Origin of the sequence: Amycolatopsis rifamycinica, from assembly GCF_000695625.1 — a bacterium.
Lineage (GTDB): Bacteria > Actinomycetota > Actinomycetes > Mycobacteriales > Pseudonocardiaceae > Amycolatopsis > Amycolatopsis rifamycinica.
On the sequence record NZ_JMQI01000063.1, the window covers coordinates 65,392 to 86,991 of the forward strand.

Below are 21,600 nucleotides of genomic sequence, written 5' to 3' on the forward strand. Positions count from 1 at the left end.
CTCGCAGACATCATGGCGGACCGCACCGACAAAAAACGCACCCGACCCGTCGCTCTGGGTAGCTGACCTGCGAACACTTCGATTCCGCGCAGGGCGTGTCCGATCTTGCCCGCTCGTGTTAGTACACACGTTCGAGTGAGGTGGCGGCGTGCCTGCGCGATTTCGTCGGAGCCGGGTCGTACCGTTGGCCCCCGTGAGATTCCTGCACACCTCCGACTGGCACGTCGGCCGCACCTTCCACGGTGCCGACCTGCTCGCGGAACAGGAAGCGGTGCTCGGGCACCTCGCCGACCTCGTGGCCGGCGAGGCGATCGACGCCGTCCTCGTCTCAGGTGACATCTACGACCGCGCCGTCCCCTCGGCGGAGGCCGTGCGGGTGGCGACGAAAGCCGTCGCCCGGATCCGCGCGGCCGGCGCGCAACTGGTCGTCACACCCGGAAACCACGACTCCGCGCCCCGGCTCGGCGCCTTCGCGGAGTTCGCCGCGGCCGGCGGTCTCCACCTCCGCACCACGGTCGCCGGGCTGGCCGAACCGGTGCTCCTCGAAGACGCCCACGGCCCGGTCGCCGTGTACGGCATCCCTTACCTGGAACCGGAACCGGCGCGCCACGCCCTCGGCGTGCCGGAGGCGCGCGGCCACACCGGCGTGCTCACCGAGGCGATGCGCCGGATCCGCGCGGACCTTGAGACCCGGCCCGGCGTCCGCTCGGTCGTGCTCGCGCACGCGTTCGTCACCGGCGGCGAACCCACCGACAGCGAACGGACCATCGCGGTCGGCGGGGTCGAGCAGGTGCCCGGCTCGGTCTTCGACGGCGTCGACTACGTGGCGCTGGGCCACCTCCACGGCCCGCAGACGCTCGCCGAGCACCTGCGCTACTCCGGCAGCCCGCTCGCGTACTCGTTTTCCGAGGCACGCCAACGCAAATCCGTCTGGCTGGTCGACCTCGACCGCGCCGGCCTCGCCGAAGTCCGCCGCCACGAACTGCCCGTCCCGAGAAAGCTCGCCACGCTCACCGGCGAGATCGAAGACCTCCTGCTGGACCCGGCGCACGACGTCTACCTCGGCCACTTCCTGTCGGTCACGGTCACCGACCGGGTGCGCCCGGTCGACGCGATGCGGCGGCTGCGCGAGCGGTTCCCGTACGCGGTGCACCTGGAGTGGGAGCCCGCGGGCGGGCACGCCGGCGCCCCGCTGCGCTACTCCGACGCCGTCCGCGGCCGGTCCGACATCGAGGTCTCGCGCAGCTTCCTCGAAGACTGCCGGGGCGCCCCACCGACCGAGAGCGAAGAACAGCTCCTGTTCCGGGCCCTGGAAGCGGCCGACCGGGGGGCCCTCGCGAAATGAGGCTGCACAGGCTGGAGGTCGAAGCCTTCGGGCCGTACTGCGCACGCGAAGTGGTCGACTTCGACGTGCTCGGCGCCGACGGTCTCTTCCTCCTGCACGGCGAAACCGGCGCGGGCAAGACGACGCTGCTGGACGCGATCGCCTTCGCGTTGTTCGGCGTCGTCCCCGGCGCCCGCAACGAGGCCAAGCGGCTGCGCTGCGACCTCGCCGAGCCCGACCAGGTCACCGAGGTCGCGCTGGAGCTCACCGTGCAGGGGCACCGGCTGAGGATCGTGCGCAACCCGGAGTACCAGCGGCCGAAACGGCGCGGCGAGGGCACGACCACCCAGCAGGCGCGGGTCTCGCTGAGCTGGATCGGCACCGCGCCCGCCGGGCTGGCGCCGGAGGGCCTGATCCGGATCGAAGAGGTCGCGCGCACCGTCGAGCGGCTGCTCGGGATGACCGCGGCCCAGTTCTTCCAGGTGGTGCTGCTGCCCCAAGGCGAGTTCGCCCGTTTCCTGCGTTCGGACACTTCCGAGCGCGAGAAGCTCCTGGAGCGGCTGTTCGGCACCGAGCGCTTCGCCGACGTCGAACGCTGGTTCGCCGACCTGCGCGCCGAGCGCGGCCGCGAGCTGGAGGTGCGGCAGCGGGACGTGCGGGAGCTGCTGGCCCGGTACGCGCAGGAGGCCCAGCAGGACCCGCCCGAAACGGACGTGGCCGAGTGGGTCGGCACCGTGCTCACCGAGTCGGAAGCCCGCGTCGCACAGGTGACAGCGGAGGAGGAGCGGGCGCGCGCGGCCGCTCAGCGGGCGGACGTCCACCTGCAGGAAGAACGCGCGGGTGCGGAAAAGATCCGCCGGGTCCGCAATGCGCACCTGCGGCTGCTCGAGATCACCGAGCAGGCGCCGCAGCGGGCCGAGTGGGCGCAGGAGGTCGCGGCCGCGCGGCGGGCGGCCGGCGTCGCCGTGGAGGCCGACCTGCTGGACCGGCGGGCCGCCGAACTGGCCGAAGCCGAGCAGGCGGAAAAGGCTCGCGGCGTCCGGCTCCGCGAGTTCGGCACCCGGGCGACCGGGGATCTGAAGGCGCGGGCGGCCGCGGCGCGCGAAGAGGCGGGTGCGGTCGCGGAGCTGGTCGCCGAAGCCGAGCAGCAAGAGCTCGACGTCATGCGGCGGGACGACCGGAAGCTCGCCGCGGTCACGGCGAAGCAGCAGGTCGAGGAGCTGACCGCCGAGCTGGCCGTGCTTCCCGGCCAGCTGGCGAAACTGCGCGCGGACGCCCTGGCCGCGGCCGAAGCCGAGGCGAAACTCGACGGTGCCAAGGCGAAGGTCGACGAGCTGAGAGCCTTCGCCCGTGACGCGGCCGAGCTGCCCGAGGCGCAGGCGAAGGTCCAACGCGGCGAAGCGAAGCTGCGCGAAGTCATCGACGCGCACCAAGCCGCCCGGCAGCGGCGGCTCGATCTGCGTGAGCGACGGCTCGACGGGATGGCGGCCGAGCTGGCCGCCGCGCTGCCCGACGGCGCGCCGTGCCCCGTGTGCGGGTCGGGCGAGCACCCGGCGAAGGCGAGCCGGGACGTCGAGCTGGTCGACCCGGCCGAGGAACGCGCGGCCGAGGAGGCCGAGCAGGCGGCGGACGTGCTGCGGCAGCGGGTCGTCGTCGCGCTGGAAGAGGCGAAGGCGCGGCTGGCCGGGCTGGTCGAGCGGCTGGCCGGGCGCACGGCCGAGTCGATCACCGCCGAGCTGGCGGAAGCCCGCGCCACGGTCACCGCGCTGACCGGGCGCGCCGCCGCCAAGGCCCAGCTGGGGCAGCAGGTCATCCTGCTGGAGCGCGACCTGGAAGCACGCACCGAACGCCTGCGCCGGGCCGAACAGGCGGCGACCGAAGCCACGACCGACGTCCGCGCCCTGGAGGAACGGCTGGCTGAGCGCGAACGCCGCCTGGTCGCCGGGCGGGGCGAGTTCGCGGACGTCGGCGCGCGGCGCCGGCATCTTCTCGGCCTGGCCGAGGCCCTGGAGGCGGTCGCGGAGGCGCGCACGGCCGTCGCCGGTGCCCGCGAGCGGGTCGCTCAGCAGAAAGCGCTGGTGGAGGCCGCGGTCACGGCGAAGGGGTTCACGTCGCTGAAGAAGGCGCGGGCCGCGATGCTGCCGGACGAGCAGATCGAGAAGCTGGAGCAGGGCATCGCCGAGGCCGAGGCGGCCGCGGCGGGCGCGCGGGCGCTGCTGGCCGAGCCGGACCTGTTCGGGATCTCGCCGGACGACGTCGCGGACGTCGGCCGCGCGGCCGACGCGGCCCAGCTGGCCCGGGCGCGCGCCGATTCCGCGTACGCGGCGCTGCGGGTGGCCATCGCGCAGCACGAGGAGCTGACCCGGCTGGCCGGTCTGCTGCGCGAGGCGCTGGCCGGACTCGCGCCGGCCGAGGCCGAGTACGCCGAGCTGAAGGCGCTCGCGGAGGTCGTCAACGGACGCGGGCAGAACAGCCGCAAGATGTCGCTGCGGTCGTACGTGCTGGCGGCGCGGCTCGAAGAGGTCGCCGTCGCCGCCACGCACCGGCTGCGCACGATGAGCCAGGGCCGGTACTCGTTCGTGCACTCGGACGCGGCCGGCGCGCGCGGCACCCGCGGCGGGCTCGGCATCGACGTGCTCGACGACTACTCGGGCACCATCCGCCCGGCGAAGACCCTCTCCGGCGGCGAGTCGTTCCTCGCGTCGCTGGCCCTCGCGCTGGGGCTGGCCGACGTCGTCGCGGGGGAGACCGGTGGCGCGCTGCTCGACACGCTGTTCGTCGACGAGGGGTTCGGCACGCTGGACGCCGAAACCCTCGACGTCGTGATGAACATCCTCGACGAGCTGCGGGCCGGCGGCCGGGTGGTCGGGCTCGTGTCGCACGTCGAGGAACTGCGGCAGCGCATCCCCACCCGGCTGCGCGTGCGGAAGTCCCGCACGGGCTCGACGTTGGAGGTGCGCGCCGGCTGATCACTCGGCCAAGATGAAGCCATGACCGACCAGCCGCCGAACGGCCTGCCCCGCTACCGCCTGCTCACCGGCCCGGACGACGCGAAGTTCTGCCACCGGGTCAGCGAGGCGCTGGAGCTCGGCTACCGCCTGCACGGCTCGCCGGCCGCGACCTACGACGGCGAGCAGGTCATCGTCGCCCAAGCCATGCTGTGGCAGGGCGAACAGGGCTAGGTCACGGCGCCGCGCGCCGGAGGTACATCCCGGCGTAGGAGCACCACGGCGTCCACGCGCGCGCTCGCTCGCCGAGCGAATCCGGCGAGATCCCCAGCGCCTCGGCGCCGCGGCAGACGGCCGGGTCGCCGGCGAGCAGGACGTCCGGGGCGCCGAGGACCCGCATCACGACGTAGTCCGCGGTCGGCGGGTCGACCCACGTCAGCAGCTCCGCCCGCAAGTCCGCCGCGTCCCGGCCGACGTGCACGTCCAGCTGTCCCTCGGCCAGCGCGGCGGCGACGGGATGGCCCGCGTCCGCGACCTGGGCCGCCGTCGGGAACAGCCGCGTCACGCCCCACTCGCCCGGGACCTCCTCGCCGAGCGGCACCTCACGCAGGAGGACGCGGAGCAGCAGTTCCTCGCCGTCGACGGCGCCCGGCACCCGGATCCCCGGCACGGCCGCGACCGCCGGGGCCAGCACCGGGTCCGCGCCGAGCACGCGGCTGACCGCCGCCGGGTCGGCGTCGAGGTCGAGCAGCCGGCGCACCCGGCTGACCGCGCTGCCGAGGTCGCGCAGGTCGGTGAGCATCAGCTCGCAACGCACGTGGTCGGCCGCGGGCGTCAGCCGCACGACGCCGGTGCCGTGGGCGAGGCGCAGGGTGCGCGCGTAGGCCTCCGGCGTCACTTCCTCGACGCCCGGCACGGCGTGGTCCGCGAAGAAGCGAAGCAGCCCTGAAGCGTCGAAAGGCGGCCTGAAAGGCAGCCGCAGGCTGAGCCGGGTCCCGGTGACGTCGCTCTGCCGTCCACGTCGTGAAGCCGCGAAGGCGCGAAGCTGCGAAGGCGTCGTCGCGAACACCTCGCGGATCGTCTCGTTGAACTGCCGGACGCTGGAGAAGCCCGCCGCGAAGGCGACGTCCGTCAGCGGCAGCTCGGACATCTCGATGAGCAGCCGCGCCGAGTGCGCGCGGTGGGCCCGGGCGAGCGCGAGGGGGCCGGCGCCCAGTTCGGCGGTGAGCACCCGGCCGAGCTGGCGTTCCGAGTAGCCGAGCCGCCGGGCCAGGCCCGGGACGCCTTCGCGCTCGACGGTCCCGTCGGAGATCAGGCGCATCGCCCGCGCGGCGAGGTCGGCGCGCACGTTCCAGTCCGGCGAGCCGGGCACGGCGTCCGGCAGGCAGCGGCGGCAGGCCCGGAAGCCGTTGGCTTGCGCGGCCGCCGACGTCGGGAAGAAGCGGACGTTCCGCTCCTTCGGCGTCGACGCCGGGCACGACGGGCGGCAGTAGATCCCGGTGGTGCGGACCGCCATGATGAACTGGCCGTCGAAGCGCGAGTCGCGGGCGGTGACGACGCGGTAGCAGCGTTCGGCGTCGCGCCAGAGCGGGAGCGTCTCGGTGACCATGGATTCGAGCATGCCAGCAGGTCAGCGTGGTCGCTGGCGGAAATCCGCCACGGCGTTGGGTGCGTGGGGCGCAGCGGGGGCGGACACGTAGACTGCGGGGTCGTGAGCCTCACCCTCGGTATCGTCGGCCTGCCCAACGTCGGCAAGTCCACCCTGTTCAACGCGCTGACCCGCAACGACGTGCTCGCCGCGAACTACCCGTTCGCGACGATCGAGCCGAACGTCGGCGTCGTGCCGCTGCCGGACCCCCGGCTGGACAAGCTGGCCGAGCTGTACAAGTCGGAGAAGACGGTCCCCGCCGTGGTGTCCTTCGTGGACATCGCGGGCATCGTCAAGGGCGCGTCCGAGGGCGCCGGGCTGGGCAACAAGTTCCTGGCGAACATCCGCGAGGCCAACGCGATCTGCCAGGTCATCCGCGTGTTCGACGACCCCGACGTGGTGCACGTCGACGGCCGGATCGACCCCTCGAGCGACATCGAGACGATCAACACCGAGCTGATCCTCGCCGACCTGCAGACCCTCGACAAGGCGCTGCCGCGGCTGGAGAAGGAAGCGCGGACGAAGAAGGAGAACAAGCCCGCGCTGGACAACGCCCAGAAGGCGAAGGAAATCCTCGACGCCGGGCGCACGCTCTTCCAGGCGCAGAAGGAAGTCGACTTCGAGGCGCTGCGCGAACTGAGCCTGCTCACGACGAAGCCGTTCCTGTACGTCTTCAACGCCGACGAGTCGGTGCTGACCGACGAAGCCCGCCGCGAGGAGCTGACCAAGCTGGTCGCGCCGGCGGACGCGGTGTTCCTCGACGCGAAGGTCGAGGCGGAGCTGCTGGAGCTGGACGACGAGGAGTCGGTCCGCGAGCTGCTCGAGTCGGTCGGCCAGCCCGAGCCGGGCTTGTACTCCCTGGCCCGCGCGGGTTTCCACACGCTCGGCCTGCAGACGTACCTGACGGCGGGCCCGAAGGAGTCCCGCGCCTGGACGATCCCCCAGGGCGCAACGGCCCCCCAGGCGGCGGGCGTCATCCACACGGACTTCGAGCGCGGCTTCATCAAGGCGGAGATCGTCTCGTACGACGACCTGATGGAGGCAGGCTCAATGGCCGCGGCCAGGGCGGCGGGCAAGGTCCGCATGGAAGGCAAGGACTACATCATGGCCGACGGCGACGTGGTGGAGTTCCGCTTCAACGTCTGACGCACATTTCGCACGACTCAACTACGGAGTGTTGCTTTTTCTGGACGCCGGATATACGGCGTTCAATAAAAGCTTCGCCGCGTCTGTCGGCGCTGCAGCGTTCGCGCATGCAGGGTGAGCTGCCGGCTCCTAGGGCCTGTCCTCAAAGCCAGAGAAGCAGGGTGGCTAGGTCGATCATGCTCCGGTAGGAGATGGCGGTCTTGTCGAAGCGGGTGGCGATGGCACGGAACTGTTTGAGGCGGTTGAAGCAGCGTTCAACGATGTTGCGGCGCCGGTAGGCGACCCGGTCGAAGGCCGGTGGGCGGCCGCCGGCCCGACCGCGGCGCAGCCGGTGGGCTTGCTGGTCCCGGCGTTCGGGGATGGTCGCCGGGATGTGCCGTCGGCGCAGGTAGGAGCGGATGGCTCGGCTGGAGTAGCCCTTGTCCGCCAGGACCCGGCTCGGCCGGGTCAGCGGGCGGCCGGGACTTGGCCTGCGGAACTCGATCCCTGCCATAACCTGCGTGAACATGGTGCAGTCGTTGACGTTGCCGGCGGTCAAGACCACTGGCAGAGGCCGCCCATGGCCGTCGCAGGCCAGGTGGATCTTGGTCGTGGGTCCGCCGCGGGACCGGCCGATGGCATGATCACCTGGCTCGCTCTGCCCGCCGCACGAGTGCGCTTCCCCCTGTGTGGGACACGCTCGTGCGGCGGGCGCCGGCGGCGTGCTGATGCGCCCGCACGATGCTCGAATCGACCGACACCTCGCGGTCGAGTTCGTCGATCGCCTCGGCGATCACCCGGACCTTCGCCACCAGCGAGGAGAGGGTGCCGGTGCGTGACCAGCGCCAGAACCGGTTGTAGACCGTCTTCCACGGTCCATACCGTTCCGGCAAGTCACGCCACGCCACCCCGGTCTTGGCCTTGAACAGCATCCCGTTGATCACCCGACGGTCATCCACCCGCGGACGCCCCTTCGCACCCGAAACGGGCAGCAAGGGCTGGATGACCTGCCACTGCTCATCAGTCAGCTCATGCCTACGCACCACGACCGAAGATCAAAGCAGATCACTGCACCAGCTTTGAGGACAGGCCCTAGGGCTTGGGGCTTGGCCGGTTCGGGATCCCGATCAGCACATCCTTCTTCAGGTACTCCTTGATCAGGTATTTCAACCGCTCGCCGTCGATCAGCTCCATCCGCCCGTGTTCGCGCGCTTTCTCCCAGCACTTGGCTGTGAACCAGGATGTCGTGATCAGGATTCCCCAACCGGCCTTCTTTTCCTCCATCGCTCCCGCCAGCTCCCGGATGTGGCTGACGCCGATCACCTTGCTGTAGCGTTTCGCCTGAACGATGCTGAGGCCGCCCATCAGTGCCTTGCGCTGGACGATGACCGCATCGACGCCGTCGTCGTTGCTCTGCTGGGTCGTCCACCCTTCCGCTCCCTGGGCCTCGAAGATCTGCCGGACCAAGTGCTCGAAGTTGGTGTATGACATGTCCATCAGGTCCGGCCTGGAGTCCAGGGTGGCCACCGCGTCGAAGCCGTCGACGAAGGAAAACTTCGACAGGTCGAAGTCCAGGATCGGTTCGATCGGTTCCAGGTCGTACGGATGGTTCGAAACGATTGCGCTGAGGTGACGGATACAGGCTTCCGGATCCACCTTTTCCAGGTTGGCGTCAGGCGGGAACCGCTCACGTTCGACGTTCAAGCTGATGATGCACGGGAACTCTTGTTCGCCGGTCGCCGGATTGATCGCGTGTACGTGCCCGTTGAACCCGACGGATTGCACCGATCCATCGCTGTTGAAGAGATCGCGCACGCACAACAGCGCAACCTGGCTTATGGTGCTCCGGTATAGCCTGTTCACCTCCGCCTTCGCCCTGGCAGTGGTCCGAATCTCGTCTTTGGTGGCCAGATACCGATACGCTCCGACGATTGGTACCACTTTGCGGTCCGGCAGTTCGAATCGCACGACGGCTTGCTCGGATCGTGGGCTGAAAGCGACCTCGGACTTGTGCGGGAAGCCTGAGGGTAGCGGTACTTGCTTCAATACCTGGCTCAGGTACTCCTCGACCGCCTGAGGTTGTCGCTCCGCGATCGCACGCACGCGTTCGTCGACTTCCTGGTTGCGCCGGCGGGCGTCCTCTTCAGCTCTCCTGACGCGATCGGCGTGCGTTCTTCTCGCTACGACAACCCGCCGCTGGCGTTCGATCTCCTGCTGCTCGGCGGCTTGCACTGCTTGCTGATGCCGATTCCGGGCAAATTCGACGTCTTGCTCGTACCGGGCTAAGCCGCCCAGGAATCGCCCCAGGGGTCCTGGAGGCCGTGGGGCGAAGCGCGCCCAGGGCGGCTGTTCGACCGGTGTGGAGTCGGAACCGAGATCGAGCGGTGGCACCTTCGCTCGGACACGTTTCGCCTGCAGATCGATGCGAGCGGGACGGTGCAGGCCTGCGGCCAGGAAGCTCTCCAAGCCACGGACGAGATCGTTCAGCGAGCGGTTCTTCGCCTCAACTTCGGCCGCGCGTGCCTCCGAGTACTTCCGCTTGGCCTCCTTGGCGGCGGCGGCCTGAGCACGCTCGGTTTCCTTCTGCTGACGTTGGGCTTCACGGGCCAGCGCCTGCTGGCGACGTTCCCACTCCGATAGCCCACCTCGACCCGACGCCATGTGCCACCCTCCAGATCATGGACGTCACCGCGTACACATCGTAATATGGTGAGTACGAAAAGTAAGAGCCAAATGAGCGACGGCGGCACAGTTGAGCAGCTGGCGCGCAGGCCTCCTGACGGCGTTCATGACCGGGAAACCGAACGCTGAAACCAACCCCGACGAGTACGCCGCCGCACTGACGATCAGGGCGGCGGCGTTCGGTGTGTCAGCCGAGCAGGCCCAGCAGCGCGATCGCGATCAGCACCACCGCCGAAGCGAGGGCGTTGATCCAGGCGCGCTGGGCGGCGGTGAGCGTGCTGTTCATGAGCGTTCCCTACGGGCCGAACCGATGCTTCCGCTCCGAACAGCGCGCCGATCATGGCCCGCGTTAACCGCTGTGATCGAACTCTCAGCCGTTCAGGTGGTGGCGGTTGCGGGCGGTGAACCAGAGCACGCCTCCGGCCGCCGCCACCATCGTTGCGAACGCCGCCGTTCCGACCACGATTGCCTGAGTCATCTCGTCTCCCTCCCGAAGGTTCCGGTAACCAAGAGACGTCGAAGGGGGGCGGAGGTGCACTCAGCGTAGCCGAGATCACACCGCCGAAAGCACCGTGTCGATCTGGGCCGCGAGCGAGAAGTCCTTCACCGTGAGGCCGCCCGCCGAATGGGTGGAGAGCCGGAACGTCAGCGTGCGCCAGCGGATGTCGATGTCCGGGTGGTGGTCGGCGGCTTCCGCCAGCTCCGCCACGCGGTTCACCACCTCGATCGCCTGGGGGAAGCTGGCCAGTTCCACCTCGCGGGAGATCACCGCACCGGATCGGGTCCAGCGCTCGCCCAGGCGTTCGTCGGCCTCGGAGTCGCTCAAGATTTCCGTCATGTCTCCATGGTTGTCGGTCCTGGACTACGCTGCACGCTTGCCACGGGAGTCCGGTCAGCCGGGCTGAGAGGCGGGTCACCCGCGACCGTTCGCACCTGACCGGATCATGCCGGCGACGGGAGGGCTTCCCTTCCGCGTCCGGCGAAGTGCAGGAGGGTAGATGAAACGCAGGGCTGTGCGCGCCGCGACGGCCATCGTCGCCGTCAGCGCCGTCGCTTCGGCGTGCTCGCTGTCGAACGGCGACGGTGGCTCGCAGCAGACGCCCACCGTCACCCTCGTGACGCACGATTCCTTCCTCGCGCCGCAGGAGGTGCTCGACGCCTTCCAGAAGCAGTCGGGCATCAAGGTCTCCGTGCTCAAGCAGGGTGACGCCGGCTCGCTGACCAACAAGCTCGTGCTGACGAAGGCCAACCCGATCGGCGACGTCGCGTACGGCGTCGACTCCACCTTCGCCTCGCGCGCGCTCAGCGAGGGCGTCTTCGAGCCCTACACCAGCCCCGAGGCCGACCGCGGGCCCCAGCGCTACGCCGTCGACCCCGAGCACCGGCTGTCCGCGGTCGACGTCGGCGACGTCTGCGTCAACGTCGACACGAACTACTTCACCACCAAGGGGATCCCCGCGCCGGAGACCTACGACGACCTGGCCGACCCGAAGTACAAGGACCTGCTGGTCGCCGAGGACCCGGCGACGGCGTCCCCCGGGCTCGCGTTCCTGCTCGGCACCATCGCCAAGTACGGCGAGGCCGGCTGGAAGGACTACTGGGCCAAGCTGAAGGCCAACGGCGTCAAGGTGGTCAGCGGCTGGGAAGAGGCCTACACGAAGCAGTTCTCCGGCTCGTCCGGCAAGGGGCCGCGGCCGATCGTCGTCTCGTACGCGTCGTCGCCCGCCGCCGAGGTCGGCGACGACGGGAAGCCGCGCACCAAGGCGCTGCTCGACACCTGCTACCGGCAGGTCGAGTACGCCGGCGTGCTCGCGAACGGCAAGCAGGTCGAGAACGCGCGCAAGGTCGTCGACTTCCTGCTCTCGCAGCAGTTCCAGGCGACGGTCGCGGCCAACATGTACGTCTACCCGGCGCGCCAGGGCGTCGACCTGCCCGCGGGGTGGGCGCAGGTCGCGCCGCTGCCGCAGAAGCCGCAGACGCTGCCCGCGGACCAGGTGCAGGCCGGACGCGAGAAGTGGATCGGCGAATGGCGCACGCTCGTGCAGTGACCGTGACGTCCGAGGCTCCGCCTCGAGCCGGGGGCCCTGCCACCCGGGGCCCCCGAAAACCGGTAGTGGCCCCACCCCGGACAGCGCGGGGTTTCGGCCTGGCGTTGCTCGGCCTGGCCCCGATCGGCTTCCTGGTGGTGTTCTTCGCCTGGCCGGTCGTCGCGATCATCGGCCGTGGGTTCGCCGCGGGCGGGCTCGAGGTGGTCCTGCAGGACGCGCGGACCTGGCAGCTGGCCGGGTTCACGGTCGCGAGCGCGGCCGCGTCGACGGTGGTCGCGGTGCTGGCCGGGCTGCCGGTCGCGTTCCTGCTCGCGCGGGTGCGCCTACCCGGCGCCGGCCTCGCGCGGACGCTGGTGCTGGTGCCGTTCGTGCTGCCGACCGTGGTGGTCGGGCTGGCGTTCCGCGCGCTGTGGCCGGACGGCGGCGTGCTGCCGATCGTGCTGGCCAACGCCTTCTTCAACGTCGCCGTCGTCGCGCGGACGGTGGCCGGGCTGTGGGCGCGGCTGGATTCGCGGACGACCGACGCCGCCCGGGCGCTCGGCGCGTCGCCGTGGCGGGCGTTCCGGTCGGTGACGCTGCCCGCGCTGGCGCCGGCGGTCGCGTCCGCCGCGGCCGTGGTGTTCCTGTTCTGCGCCACCAGCTTCGGCGTCGTCCTGATCCTCGGCGGCGCCCGCTACCGGACCTTGGAAACCGAGATCTACCTGCGGACGGTCGACCTGCTCGACCTCTCGGGCGCGGCGGCGCTCTCGCTGATCCAGTTCACGGCCGTGGTCGCCGCGCTGGTGCTCGGCGGGCTGGCCCGGCGGCGCAAGGAGGGTGCCCGGATCGGCTCGGGCCAGGCGCGCCGCCCGCGCGGCGGCGAATGGTGGGTCGTCGGCGCCGCCGGGGTCGTGCTGGCGCTGCTGGTGACGCCGGTCGTCGCGCTCCTCGCCGAATCGGTGTCCACCGAGGACGGCTGGAGCCTCGCCGGGTACCGGGCTCTCACGAGCACCGGCGAGAAAGGCGCACTCCAGGTGTCCGGCTGGGACGCCGCGCTGAACTCGCTCAAGGTGGCCATCGACGCGACGCTGCTCGCGGTGGTCGTCGGCGTGCTCGCGTCCGTGGTCCTGGTGGCGCTGCGGCGCTCGCCCGTGAAGGCCGCGCGCGGGCTGGGGGAGACGATGGACGCCGTCCTGATGCTGCCGCTCGGGGTGTCCGCGGTGACCGTCGGGTTCGGCTACCTGGTGACGCTCGACGCGCTGCCGGGCGACCTGCGGACGTCGCCCTACCTGGTCCCGCTGGCCCAGGCGCTGGTGATCATCCCGCTGGTCGTGCGCATGGTGCTGCCGGTGCTGCGCTCGGTCGACGTCCGGCTGCGGCAGGCCGCGTCGACGCTCGGGGCGAGCCCGCTGCGGGTGTGGCGGGAGATCGACCTGCCGCTGACGTTGCGGCCGCTGGTCGCGGCGGCGGGCTTCGGCTTCGTCGTGGCCCTCGGCGAATTCGGCGCGACGAGCTTCCTCGCCCGGCCGACGGCACCGACGCTGCCGGTCGCGATCGCGACGCTGATGGCGCGCCCGGGCGAGCTGAACAACCAGATGGCGTACGCGGCGTGCGCGTTGCTGATGCTCGTGACGGTGCTGGCGGTCGCGCTGATCGACCGGCTCGGGCGCGGCGGGGTGGGAGAGTTCTGATGGCGTTGTCGGTGCGGGACCTGACTGTCCGCTACGGAACGTTCGCGGCGGTCCGCGACGCCCGGCTCGACATCGCCGACGGCGAGGTGCTGGCCCTGCTCGGCCCCTCGGGCTCGGGCAAGTCGACGCTGCTGCGCGCGATCACCGGGCTCGAGCCGTCGGCCCGCGGCTCGGTGAGCTGGGACGGCGAGGACCTCGGCGCGGTCCCGGTCCACCGGCGCGGCTTCGGCCTGGTGTTCCAGGACGGCCAGCTGTTCACCCACCGCGACGTCGCCGCGAACATCGCGTTCGGGCTGCGGATGCACGGGGTGCCCCGCGCGCAGTGGGCGCCGCGGGTCGCCGAGCTGCTGGACCTGGTGGGTCTGGCCGGCTTCGAGAAGCGGCGGGTGACGGAGTTGTCCGGCGGGCAGGCGCAGCGGGTGGCGCTGGCCCGGGCGCTCGCGCCGAAGCCGCGGTTGCTGCTGCTCGACGAGCCACTGTCCGGTTTGGACGCGGGACTGCGCGAGCAGCTGGCGATCGACCTGGCGGATCTGCTGCGGCGCAGCAAGATCACGGCACTGCTGGTGACGCACGACCAGGAGGAGGCGTTCACGCTGGCCGACCGGGTGGCGGTGCTCGACGCGGGGGAGGTGCGTCAGGAGGGCGCGGTCCGCCGGGTGTGGCGGAATCCGGCGGACGACGGTGTGGCTCGGTTCCTCGGGGTGACGACGTTCGTGGACGGCACCGCGGCGGCCGGACAGGTGCGCACGTCCCTCGGAGAAGTCGCGCTGCCGGACGTCGACGACGGCCCGATACGGCTGGGGCTGCGGCCGCACGCGCTGAAGGTGTCGGCCGAGGGTGTGCCGGGCGAGGTCGTCGCGGCGGTGCACCGGCGGGAACACGTGCGGCTCGTGGTGAAGCTCGCGGAGTCCACTGTAGACGCCGTGGCGCCGGCGGCTTCGGACCTGCGCGCGGGGGACGCGGTGAAGCTGCAGTTGGACCCGGACGGCGTCGCGCTGGTCGGTTGACGCCGTCCGGGAAACCTCAGCCGTCGCGGGTGGACAACCTCGCGTACGCCAGGGACAGCCCGATCACGATGTAGCAGGCCGCGCGCAAAGCGCCTTCGCCCAGCATCTGCGTGCCCATCGGGTCCTGCAGCACCTCCGCCGGGGCCAGCGACCAGTTCTGCGTCAGCAGGAACGGGTGCAGCCAGTCCAGCGACGTCAAGAACCCGAGGATCGTGAACACGATGTCGGCCGCCAGCACGGACGCCACCACCAGCATCGGGTGCTCCGTCCAGCTGGAGATCGCCAGCGCCACCGCGCCGACCGCCCACAGCTGCAGCACGACCCAGCCCGCCACCAGCAGGATCCGGGCCAGTGCGCCGCCGAAGGACAACGTCGTGCCCGACAGGGTGAACAGCGAATCCGTGCCGTTGATGATCAGGCCCGTCACCACGCCCGTCACGCACATCGCCAGCACCGAAACCACCGACACCGTCGCGACGCCGAACGCCTTGACCGCCAGCAGGCGGCCCCGGCCGACCGGGGCGATCAGCCAGCCGCGCAGCGTCCCGTGGGACGTCTCGCCCGCGATCGCGTCCGCGCCCGCCATCGCCGAGGCCAGCGGCAGCAGCAGCGCCAGCGACATCACGATCGCCGCGATCGGCAGGACGAACGCGTTGTTGACCGCCGAGGCCAGCAGGGCCCCGCCGCCGTCGTCCGGGCCGCCACCCTGCGGCCCGGCGTCGTCGACCAGTGTCAGTCCGATGCCGATCACCACCGGGATCAGCGCCAGGAGCCCCAGCACGGCCAGCGTGCGCGGGCGCCGGAAGATCCAGCGCAGCTCCGCCGCGAGCAACCGCGGCAACGGCACCGTGTCATGGCCCGTGCGGGCCGCCGGTGCCTCCAAGACGGCAGTCATTCCGCCCCCTCCGTGAGCCGCGCGAACAGGTCTTCCAAGCCCGTGCGGGCCCGCGTCGCCTCGTGGACCGCGACCCCCGCGCCCACCAGGACCTGCAGGACCCGCGGCGCCTCGGCCGCGGTGAGGTCGGCCCGGACGCCGTCCGGCGTCAGCCGGGCGCCGATCCGGTGCTCCCGCAGCACCTCCACGGCCTTCTCCGCGTCCGGCGTGCGGACCAGCAGGGCCGCGTTCCCGGATTCCAGCAGCTCCGCCAGCTCGCCCTGGGCGACGACGTTCCCGCTCTGCAGCACGGCGACGTGCGTGCAGGTCGCTTCGACCTCGGCCAGCAGGTGCGACGACACCAGCACGGTGACGCCCTCGGCGTGCAGCTCGGCGACGATCCTGCGGATCTCCCTGGTACCCGCGGGGTCGAGGCCGTTGGTCGGCTCGTCGAGCACGACCATCTTCCGCGGCACCAGCAACGCCGAAGCGAGCCCGAGCCGCTGCTTCATGCCGAGCGAATAGCCCTTGTAGCGCCGCCGCGCCGCGCCGGTGAGCCCGACGCGCTCCAACGCAGTGTCCACTGCGGACGGAATCCCGGCCGAGGACAGCCGCGGTTCCGCCGCGGCGAAGCGCAGCAGGTTGTCGCGCCCGGACAGGAACGGGTGGAAGCCCGGCCCCTCGACCAGCGCGCCGACGTCCGGCAGCGCGTGGGCGGCGGCGTCCGGCATCGGACGGCCGAGCAGCTCGACCTCGCCCTCGGTCGGCCGGACCAGGCCGAGCAGCATCCGGATCGTCGTCGTCTTGCCCGAGCCGTTCGGCCCGAGCATCCCCACGACCGCGCCCTGCGGGATGTCGAGGTCGACGTGGTCGACCGCGACGGTGCTGCCGTAGACCTTCCGCAGTCCCCGGGTCCGCGCGGCCAGCGGGACCGCCGGGGCGGACGCCTCCGAAGAGACGTCCGCCCCGGACTGGACCGTAGTGCTGGTCACTTCTGACCCAGCGCTTCGTACAGGACCTGCTCCGGCACCGCGCCGGCGGCGAAGCGGCCGTCGTCGGTCAGCACCGCGCTGCCGACCTTCGTGGTGACGAGGTAGCCGCTGCCCCACGTGCCGTTGACCTTCTTGGCGAACCGCTCGAGCAGCGCCTTCGGGTCCGCGTTGCCGCCACGGCCCTCCCGGCCGGACTGCTGCTTCGGCGCCGCGTTCAGCGCGTCCGCGGGCACCTTGCCGGTGACGACGGTGTCCCAGCCGTCGCCGACGACCTTGACGTCCTGCTTCGCCTGCTCGGCGAGGTCCTTGTGCTTCTGGTCGACGGTCGGCGTCTTCTCCTGCACCTTGGCGCCCTTCGGCGGGGTGAAGGTGAAGAGGTCGGCCGGCTGCTGGGTGAACTCGATCTCGGTGAACGCGACTTCGAGCGCCGGCGTCGCCGTGCCGTTGCTCAGCACCGACACCCGCAGCGGCATCCGCGTCTGCGAGTCGACCGCGACGCGGATCTCGCGCAGCAGCGTCCGCTCGGTCGGCTTCGGCGTCAGGACCAGCTCGTAGGCCGGGCGCCCGGCGACGGTCGCGGTGCCGTCGACCGACACCGTGCTGCTCTCGCGGACCTTCGCGAGCAGTTCCGTCGACGCCGCCAGCGGGTCGGCCGTCCTGTCGCTGCCCGCGCCCTTCCGCTGGGCCACGTCGGCCGGGATGGTCACCTTGGTCGCGGTGTTCGTCCGGGAGCTGTAGTCCCAGACGGTGGTGCCGTCGTGGACCACGGTCTCCTGGCTGGCGCCCTGCGTGACGGCGAGCCGGCTCTTGCCGGCGCCGTCGGTGAAGATGTGCGCGGAGTCCATGTTCAGCGCCGACGCGCCCGGCACCGCGTTCCCCACCGCGGGCAGGCCCAGGTCGTTGCTCACCTTCAGCGTGCCGTCGAACGCGCCCGGCTTCGCCTTCGCCACGGACTGGACCAGGTCCTCGGCACTCACCTGCGGCAGCGCCGGCTTGTCGTCGGCGCTGGCCGGCATCGCGACGAACGCGAGCCCGCCGGCACCGAGCGCGGTGCCGAGGACCGCGGCGGTGATGCCCTTCGTCTTCGGTTTCATGCGTCTCTCCCTGTGGTGTTCCCGGACTCGAGTGTGCCCGGCTCCCTGGCACCGACGCTTCCCTCTCGAGGCTGAGATACCACTGAAGGTTCTCCCTCTCACGCTGAGATCGCGCTGAGAACCGGCGCACGACCTGCGCGGACCGGCCATGATGAGTCTCGTGAAACCTCGGGTGCTGGTGGTCGACGACGAACCGGGCGTGCGGAAGGCCCTGCAGCGGGGGCTGCGCGCGGAGGGCATGGACGTGGTCACCGCCGCGGACGGCCCCACCGGCCTGCAGCTGGCGGGCACGGGCACGTTCGACGTCGTCCTGCTCGACATCATGCTGCCGGGCCTGTCCGGCTACCGCGTGCTGGAACGGCTGCGCAAGGACGGCGTCACCACGCCGGTGCTGCTCGTCTCGGCCAAGGACGGCGAGATCGACCAGGCCGACGGCCTCGACCTCGGCGCCGACGGCTACCTCGTCAAGCCGTTCTCGTTCGTGGTGCTGGTCGCCCAGGTCCGCGCGGTGCTGCGGCGGGCCGGACCGGAGGCCGGCCGCGGCACGCTGCGGCTCGGCGCGCTGGCCGTCGACCGCGGGCTGCGGCAGGTGCACTGGCACGACGAGGAAGTCGCGCTGAGCCCGCGGGAGTTCGCGCTGCTGGAGGTGCTGGTCGGCCGGGCGGGCACGGTCGTCACCAAGGACGAGCTGCTGCGCGCGGTCTGGGGCGAGGAGCAGGCGGTGACCCGCAACCTCGTCGAGGTCTACGTCGGGTACGTGCGCCGCAAGCTCGACGCGGTCGGAGCCGGCGCGCTGCTGCGGACCGTGCGCGGCCACGGCTACCTGGCGTCCGACGCGCAGCTCGACGAGGTCATCACCCCGTGACCTCCTGGTGGCGGGGCCGGACCCTGCAGGCCCGGATCACCGTGCTGGCCGCGACGATCACCCTGGTCTGCCTGCTCGGGCTGGCGGCGCTGGCCGCGTCGAACCTCTCGCCGCGGCTCATCGGCTCGGTGGACCGCGAGCTTTCCGCAGCGCTGGGCCCGGCGGGCGCCGAGGTGAGCGCGGGCCGTCCGCTGTCCGGCTCGGCGCCGGTGACGCTGCGGGTGCTGGACATCGCGGGCGCGCCGGTGGACGGCGGCACGCCCGCCGGCCTGGCGCCGGCCGACGTCGCCGCGCTCAAGGCGGGGCAGCCGGTGCAGCGCGACGGCGCGCGGTACCTCGGCACGGTCGTCAGCGCGCCGGACGGGTCACAGCGGCTGGTCGTCGCGGGAGCCGGCCTGGTCGGGTTCGCCGCCGCGGTGCACTACGGCGGGGTGTGGCTGGTGGTCGTCGCGACGGTCGGCGCGCTGGTGGCGGGCTTCGCGACGTGGCTGGTGGTGCGCCTGTCGCTGCGGCCGGTGGCCCGCATGCGGGGTTCGGTGCGCTCGCTGCCGCCGGGGGCGCGGCTGGCCCTGCCGGACTCGCACGACGAGCTGCGCGCGCTGGCGGAGGAGTTCAACGCGCTGCTGGAGCGGCAGGAGCAGGCCAGCGACCGGCTCCGGCGCTTCACCGGCGACGCGGCGCACGAGCTGCGTTCGCCGGTCGCGTCCATCCGGGTGCAGGCCGAGGTGGCCGTCACCAACCCCGATCCGGAGCTGGCGCAGGAGACGCTGTCGGACATCCTCACCGAGGCCGAGCGGCTGTCGGCGCTGCTGGACGGGTTGCTGTCGCTGGCCCGCTCGGACGCGGGGGAGGTGCCGCCCGCGTCGCCGGTCGAGCTGGTGAGCGAGGTCCGCGCGGCGGTGGCGCGGCTGCCGGCGGGGGCACCGGAGACCCGGGTGAGCACGGCGGTCGCGCAGGCGTGGGCGTCGGCTGCGCACGCGGAGGTGGAGCTGGTGCTGGACAACCTGCTGCGCAACGCGTGCCGCTACGCGCGCGGGCAGATCGTGGTGTCGGTGCTGGCGTCGCGCTCTTCGGTGCGGGTCGTGGTCGACGACGACGGGCCGGGGATCGCCCCGGAGCACCGCGAGAAGGTGTTCGACCGGTTCTACCGGATCGCGGACGACCGGGCCCGGTCGTCGGGCGGGACGGGACTCGGGCTGGCGATGGTGGCGGAGACGGTCCGGCGCCGGGGCGGCCGGGTCCAGGTGAGCGAGTCCCCGGACGGCGGCGCGCGTTTCGTGGTCGTCTGGCGGTCGGCTGCGGGCGGGGAGGCGTGACCGAACGGGCGGTTCGCGTGATCGGAGGGGCGACACGCGTGATTGGAGGGCGACACGCGTGATTGGAGGGGCATCACGCGTGATTGGAGGGGCGACACGGCGGGGCGGCTGGGGCGGGGGCTTCCGGGTAAGTTCCGGGACTGTGAACGCTGTGATCGTGGGAGCCGCACTGGTGCGGGACGGCAAGCTGCTGGCCCAGCAGCGGGCCTGGCCGCCGAAGCACGCCGGGCAGTGGGAACTGCCCGGCGGCCGGGTCGAGGACGGGGAGTCCGAGGCCTTCGCGCTGGCCCGCGAGTGCAGCGAGGAACTCGACGTCGTCGTCGAGGTCGGCCGCCGGGTCGGGGAGGACGTTCCGCTGCCCGGCGGCAGGGTCCTCCGCATCTACGCCGCGAAGCTCGTGTCGCCGGGGGAAGAGCCGCGGGCCGTCGAGCACCGAGCCGTGCAGTGGCTCGGGCCCGACGACCTCGACGACGTCGACTGGCTGCCCGCCGACCGGATCCTGCTCCCGGCCTTCCGCGAGCTGCTCAGTTAGCGCCGATCATCCGCAGCGCCGCGTCGAGCCGGTGCGAGCCGCGTTCGCGGGCGCGCTCGGCGCCCGCCTTCCGCACCCGGTCCAGCTCGGCGACGTCGTCGAGCAGGGCCGACGCCCGTGCGCGCAGCGGCCGCAGCTCCTCGACCACGGCGTCGGCGACAGCGTCCTTCACCGCTCCGTACGACGAGAACTCGTCGGCCAGGTCCGCCGGCGACCCACCCCGGCAGGCCGCGAGGATCTCCAGCAGGTTCGCCATCCCCGTCCGGGTCTCCGGGGCGTGGACCGGCACCGACCCGCCGTCGGTGACCGCGCGGCGGATCTTGCGGCGGATCTGGTCGGGCTCGTCGAGCACGAACACCACGCCCACCGCGTCCCGCGCCGACTTCGACATCTTGCGCGTCGGGTCGGCCAGGTCCTTCACCCGCGCGCCCGCCGGCGGCAGCACCGCGCGGGGGATGGTGAACACCTCGCCGTACGTGCTGTTGAACCGCTTGGCCAGCGTCCGCGTCAGCTCCACGTGCTGCCGCTGGTCCTCGCCGACCGGCACCTCGTCCGCGCCCTGCAGCAGGATGTCCGCGGCCATCAGCGCCGGGTAGGTCAGCAGCGACAGCCGCACCCCGGCCTGACCTTTCGATTTCTCCTTGAACTGGATCATCCGCGCGGCCTCGCCGTAGTGGCAGGTGCACTCCAGGACCCAGGTCAGCGCCCCCAGCTCGCGGGCCAGGTCGGACTGGACGAACACCCGCTCGGGATCGATGCCGGCGGCGATCAGCACCGCCAGCTGTTCGCGGGCCAGTGATCGGAGTTTCGACGGGTTGTGCGAGGTCGTCATGCCGTGCAGGTCGGCGACGAAGTACAGGTCGTCCGCGCCGCCCTCGAGGGCCCAGCGGCGCACCGCGCCCAGGTGGTTGCCGAGGTGGACGTGACCGGACGGGGTGATCCCGGACAGCTTGCTCATGGTGCTTCCCTCCGAGGTGGGGCCACCCCGGAGAAGGCACGAAAAAGGCCGCCCGTCCGGGGCGGCCGCTGGTGATCAGCGCAGGTCTAGACGGCCGCCGAGGGCGGCCACCAGCTGGACGTCTGCGCGTGCATGGCGCCGACTATAACCCGGCGCGTCACCACTTCGCATCGGCCGGACGCGGGAGCGCACGAGCGGAGTTACGGTTTTATCCATGTATGTCGTCCTGCTGAACTACACGGCCCCGATCGAGGAAATCGACTACGCGCTCCCGGACCACGCCGAGTGGCTGAACAGGCAGTACGAGCACGGCCACTTCCTGGCGTCCGGGCGGCGGAACCCGCGCACCGGCGGCGTGATCATCACGCGGCCGATGGCCCGGGGCAAGCTCGACGCCATCCTGGCGTCCGACCCGTTCTGCGCGAAACACCTGGCGAACTACGAGGTCATCGAGTTCTCCCCGACGAAGACCGCGCCGGAGCTCCGGCTGGTCAACGAAGCGGTACACCACTGAGGA

General features: G+C 71.8%; 18 protein-coding genes and 1 pseudogene. 11 read left to right on the plus strand and 8 right to left on the minus strand.

The window, feature by feature from the left end; genetic code table 11:
* Positions 1-193 precede the first annotated feature (193 nt).
* Genes DV20_RS29895 through DV20_RS29905 form a run of 3 tightly spaced genes read left to right on the plus strand, consistent with a single transcriptional unit; the run spans position 194 to position 4,506 of the window.
* Positions 194-1,345: an exonuclease SbcCD subunit D gene (locus DV20_RS29895; protein WP_043786207.1), complete on the plus strand. Its 1,152-nt coding sequence runs from the start codon at positions 194-196 to the stop codon at positions 1,343-1,345.
* On the plus strand, positions 1,342-4,293 hold the full coding sequence (locus tag DV20_RS29900) for an AAA family ATPase (protein ID WP_043786209.1): 2,952 nt from the start codon (positions 1,342-1,344) through the stop codon (positions 4,291-4,293). The genes DV20_RS29895 and DV20_RS29900 overlap by 4 nt, the downstream gene beginning before the upstream one ends.
* 21 nt (positions 4,294-4,314) lie before the next feature.
* Entirely contained in the window at positions 4,315-4,506 is a 192-nt protein-coding gene (locus DV20_RS29905) for a DUF1737 domain-containing protein (protein WP_043786210.1), read from the plus strand.
* A gap of 1 nt (position 4,507) precedes the next feature.
* Here the strand turns inward: DV20_RS29905 and DV20_RS29910 are convergent, their stop codons facing one another.
* Entirely contained in the window at positions 4,508-5,881 is a 1,374-nt protein-coding gene (locus tag DV20_RS29910) for a DNA-3-methyladenine glycosylase 2 family protein (protein ID WP_043786282.1), read from the minus strand.
* Between the two features lie 102 nt (positions 5,882-5,983).
* Between DV20_RS29910 and ychF the strand changes: the two genes are divergently transcribed.
* Positions 5,984-7,066: a redox-regulated ATPase YchF gene (gene ychF, locus DV20_RS29915; RefSeq protein WP_043786211.1), complete on the plus strand. Its 1,083-nt coding sequence runs from the start codon at positions 5,984-5,986 to the stop codon at positions 7,064-7,066.
* 142 nt (positions 7,067-7,208) lie between these two features.
* Here the strand turns inward: ychF and DV20_RS44365 are convergent.
* The 3 genes and pseudogenes from DV20_RS44365 to DV20_RS29940 all read right to left on the minus strand — a co-directional run bounded on the left by DV20_RS44365 (position 7,209) and on the right by DV20_RS29940 (position 10,565).
* Positions 7,209-8,091, minus strand: a pseudogene (locus DV20_RS44365) (IS5 family transposase).
* 46 nt (positions 8,092-8,137) lie between these two features.
* Positions 8,138-9,706 (minus strand): restriction endonuclease, encoded by a 1,569-nt coding sequence (locus DV20_RS43485; protein WP_084093740.1) that lies wholly within the window; start codon positions 9,704-9,706, stop codon positions 8,138-8,140.
* 574 nt (positions 9,707-10,280) lie between these two features.
* Positions 10,281-10,565, minus strand: coding sequence for a 4a-hydroxytetrahydrobiopterin dehydratase (locus DV20_RS29940; RefSeq protein WP_043786216.1), 285 nt, complete (start codon positions 10,563-10,565; stop codon positions 10,281-10,283).
* A 160-nt stretch (positions 10,566-10,725) separates the two neighbouring features.
* On the opposite strand from DV20_RS29940, the gene DV20_RS29945 reads away from it, so the two are divergent.
* The 3 genes from DV20_RS29945 to DV20_RS29955 all read left to right on the plus strand — a co-directional run bounded on the left by DV20_RS29945 (position 10,726) and on the right by DV20_RS29955 (position 14,452).
* Positions 10,726-11,775, plus strand: coding sequence for a thiamine ABC transporter substrate-binding protein (locus tag DV20_RS29945; RefSeq protein ID WP_051736193.1), 1,050 nt, complete (start codon positions 10,726-10,728; stop codon positions 11,773-11,775).
* A 113-nt stretch (positions 11,776-11,888) separates the two neighbouring features.
* Entirely contained in the window at positions 11,889-13,445 is a 1,557-nt protein-coding gene (locus tag DV20_RS29950; RefSeq protein ID WP_043786286.1) for an ABC transporter permease, read from the plus strand.
* Positions 13,445-14,452: an ABC transporter ATP-binding protein gene (locus tag DV20_RS29955; protein ID WP_043786219.1), complete on the plus strand. Its 1,008-nt coding sequence runs from the start codon at positions 13,445-13,447 to the stop codon at positions 14,450-14,452. The genes DV20_RS29950 and DV20_RS29955 overlap by 1 nt, the downstream gene beginning before the upstream one ends.
* 16 nt (positions 14,453-14,468) lie before the next feature.
* Here the strand turns inward: DV20_RS29955 and DV20_RS29960 are convergent, their stop codons facing one another.
* Genes DV20_RS29960 through DV20_RS29970 form a run of 3 tightly spaced genes read right to left on the minus strand, consistent with a single transcriptional unit; the run spans position 14,469 to position 17,412 of the window.
* Positions 14,469-15,347, minus strand: coding sequence for an ABC transporter permease (locus DV20_RS29960; protein ID WP_043786220.1), 879 nt, complete (start codon positions 15,345-15,347; stop codon positions 14,469-14,471).
* Entirely contained in the window at positions 15,344-16,318 is a 975-nt protein-coding gene (locus DV20_RS29965; RefSeq protein WP_043786221.1) for an ABC transporter ATP-binding protein, read from the minus strand. Before DV20_RS29965 ends, DV20_RS29960 begins: the two co-directional genes overlap by 4 nt.
* On the minus strand, positions 16,315-17,412 hold the full coding sequence (locus tag DV20_RS29970; protein ID WP_043786223.1) for a LolA family protein: 1,098 nt from the start codon (positions 17,410-17,412) through the stop codon (positions 16,315-16,317). Before DV20_RS29970 ends, DV20_RS29965 begins: the two co-directional genes overlap by 4 nt.
* 148 nt (positions 17,413-17,560) lie before the next feature.
* Between DV20_RS29970 and DV20_RS29975 the strand changes: the two genes are divergently transcribed.
* The 3 genes from DV20_RS29975 (at position 17,561) to DV20_RS29985 (ending at position 20,125) form a co-directional block, all read left to right on the plus strand.
* On the plus strand, positions 17,561-18,277 hold the full coding sequence (locus DV20_RS29975) for a response regulator transcription factor (protein WP_043786224.1): 717 nt from the start codon (positions 17,561-17,563) through the stop codon (positions 18,275-18,277).
* Positions 18,274-19,593: a sensor histidine kinase gene (locus DV20_RS29980; RefSeq protein ID WP_043786225.1), complete on the plus strand. Its 1,320-nt coding sequence runs from the start codon at positions 18,274-18,276 to the stop codon at positions 19,591-19,593. The genes DV20_RS29975 and DV20_RS29980 overlap by 4 nt, the downstream gene beginning before the upstream one ends.
* A 142-nt stretch (positions 19,594-19,735) precedes the next feature.
* Positions 19,736-20,125 (plus strand): NUDIX domain-containing protein, encoded by a 390-nt coding sequence (locus DV20_RS29985; protein WP_043786227.1) that lies wholly within the window; start codon positions 19,736-19,738, stop codon positions 20,123-20,125.
* Here DV20_RS29985 and trpS read toward each other — a convergent pair.
* Complete coding sequence (gene trpS, locus DV20_RS29990) at positions 20,118-21,083, minus strand: tryptophan--tRNA ligase (protein WP_043786228.1); 966 nt, start codon at positions 21,081-21,083, stop codon at positions 20,118-20,120. The genes DV20_RS29985 and trpS overlap by 8 nt on opposite strands.
* Before the next feature lie 214 nt (positions 21,084-21,297).
* Between trpS and DV20_RS29995 the strand changes: the two genes are divergently transcribed.
* Entirely contained in the window at positions 21,298-21,597 is a 300-nt protein-coding gene (locus DV20_RS29995) for a YciI family protein (protein ID WP_043786229.1), read from the plus strand.
* The last annotated feature ends 3 nt before the right edge of the window (positions 21,598-21,600 follow it).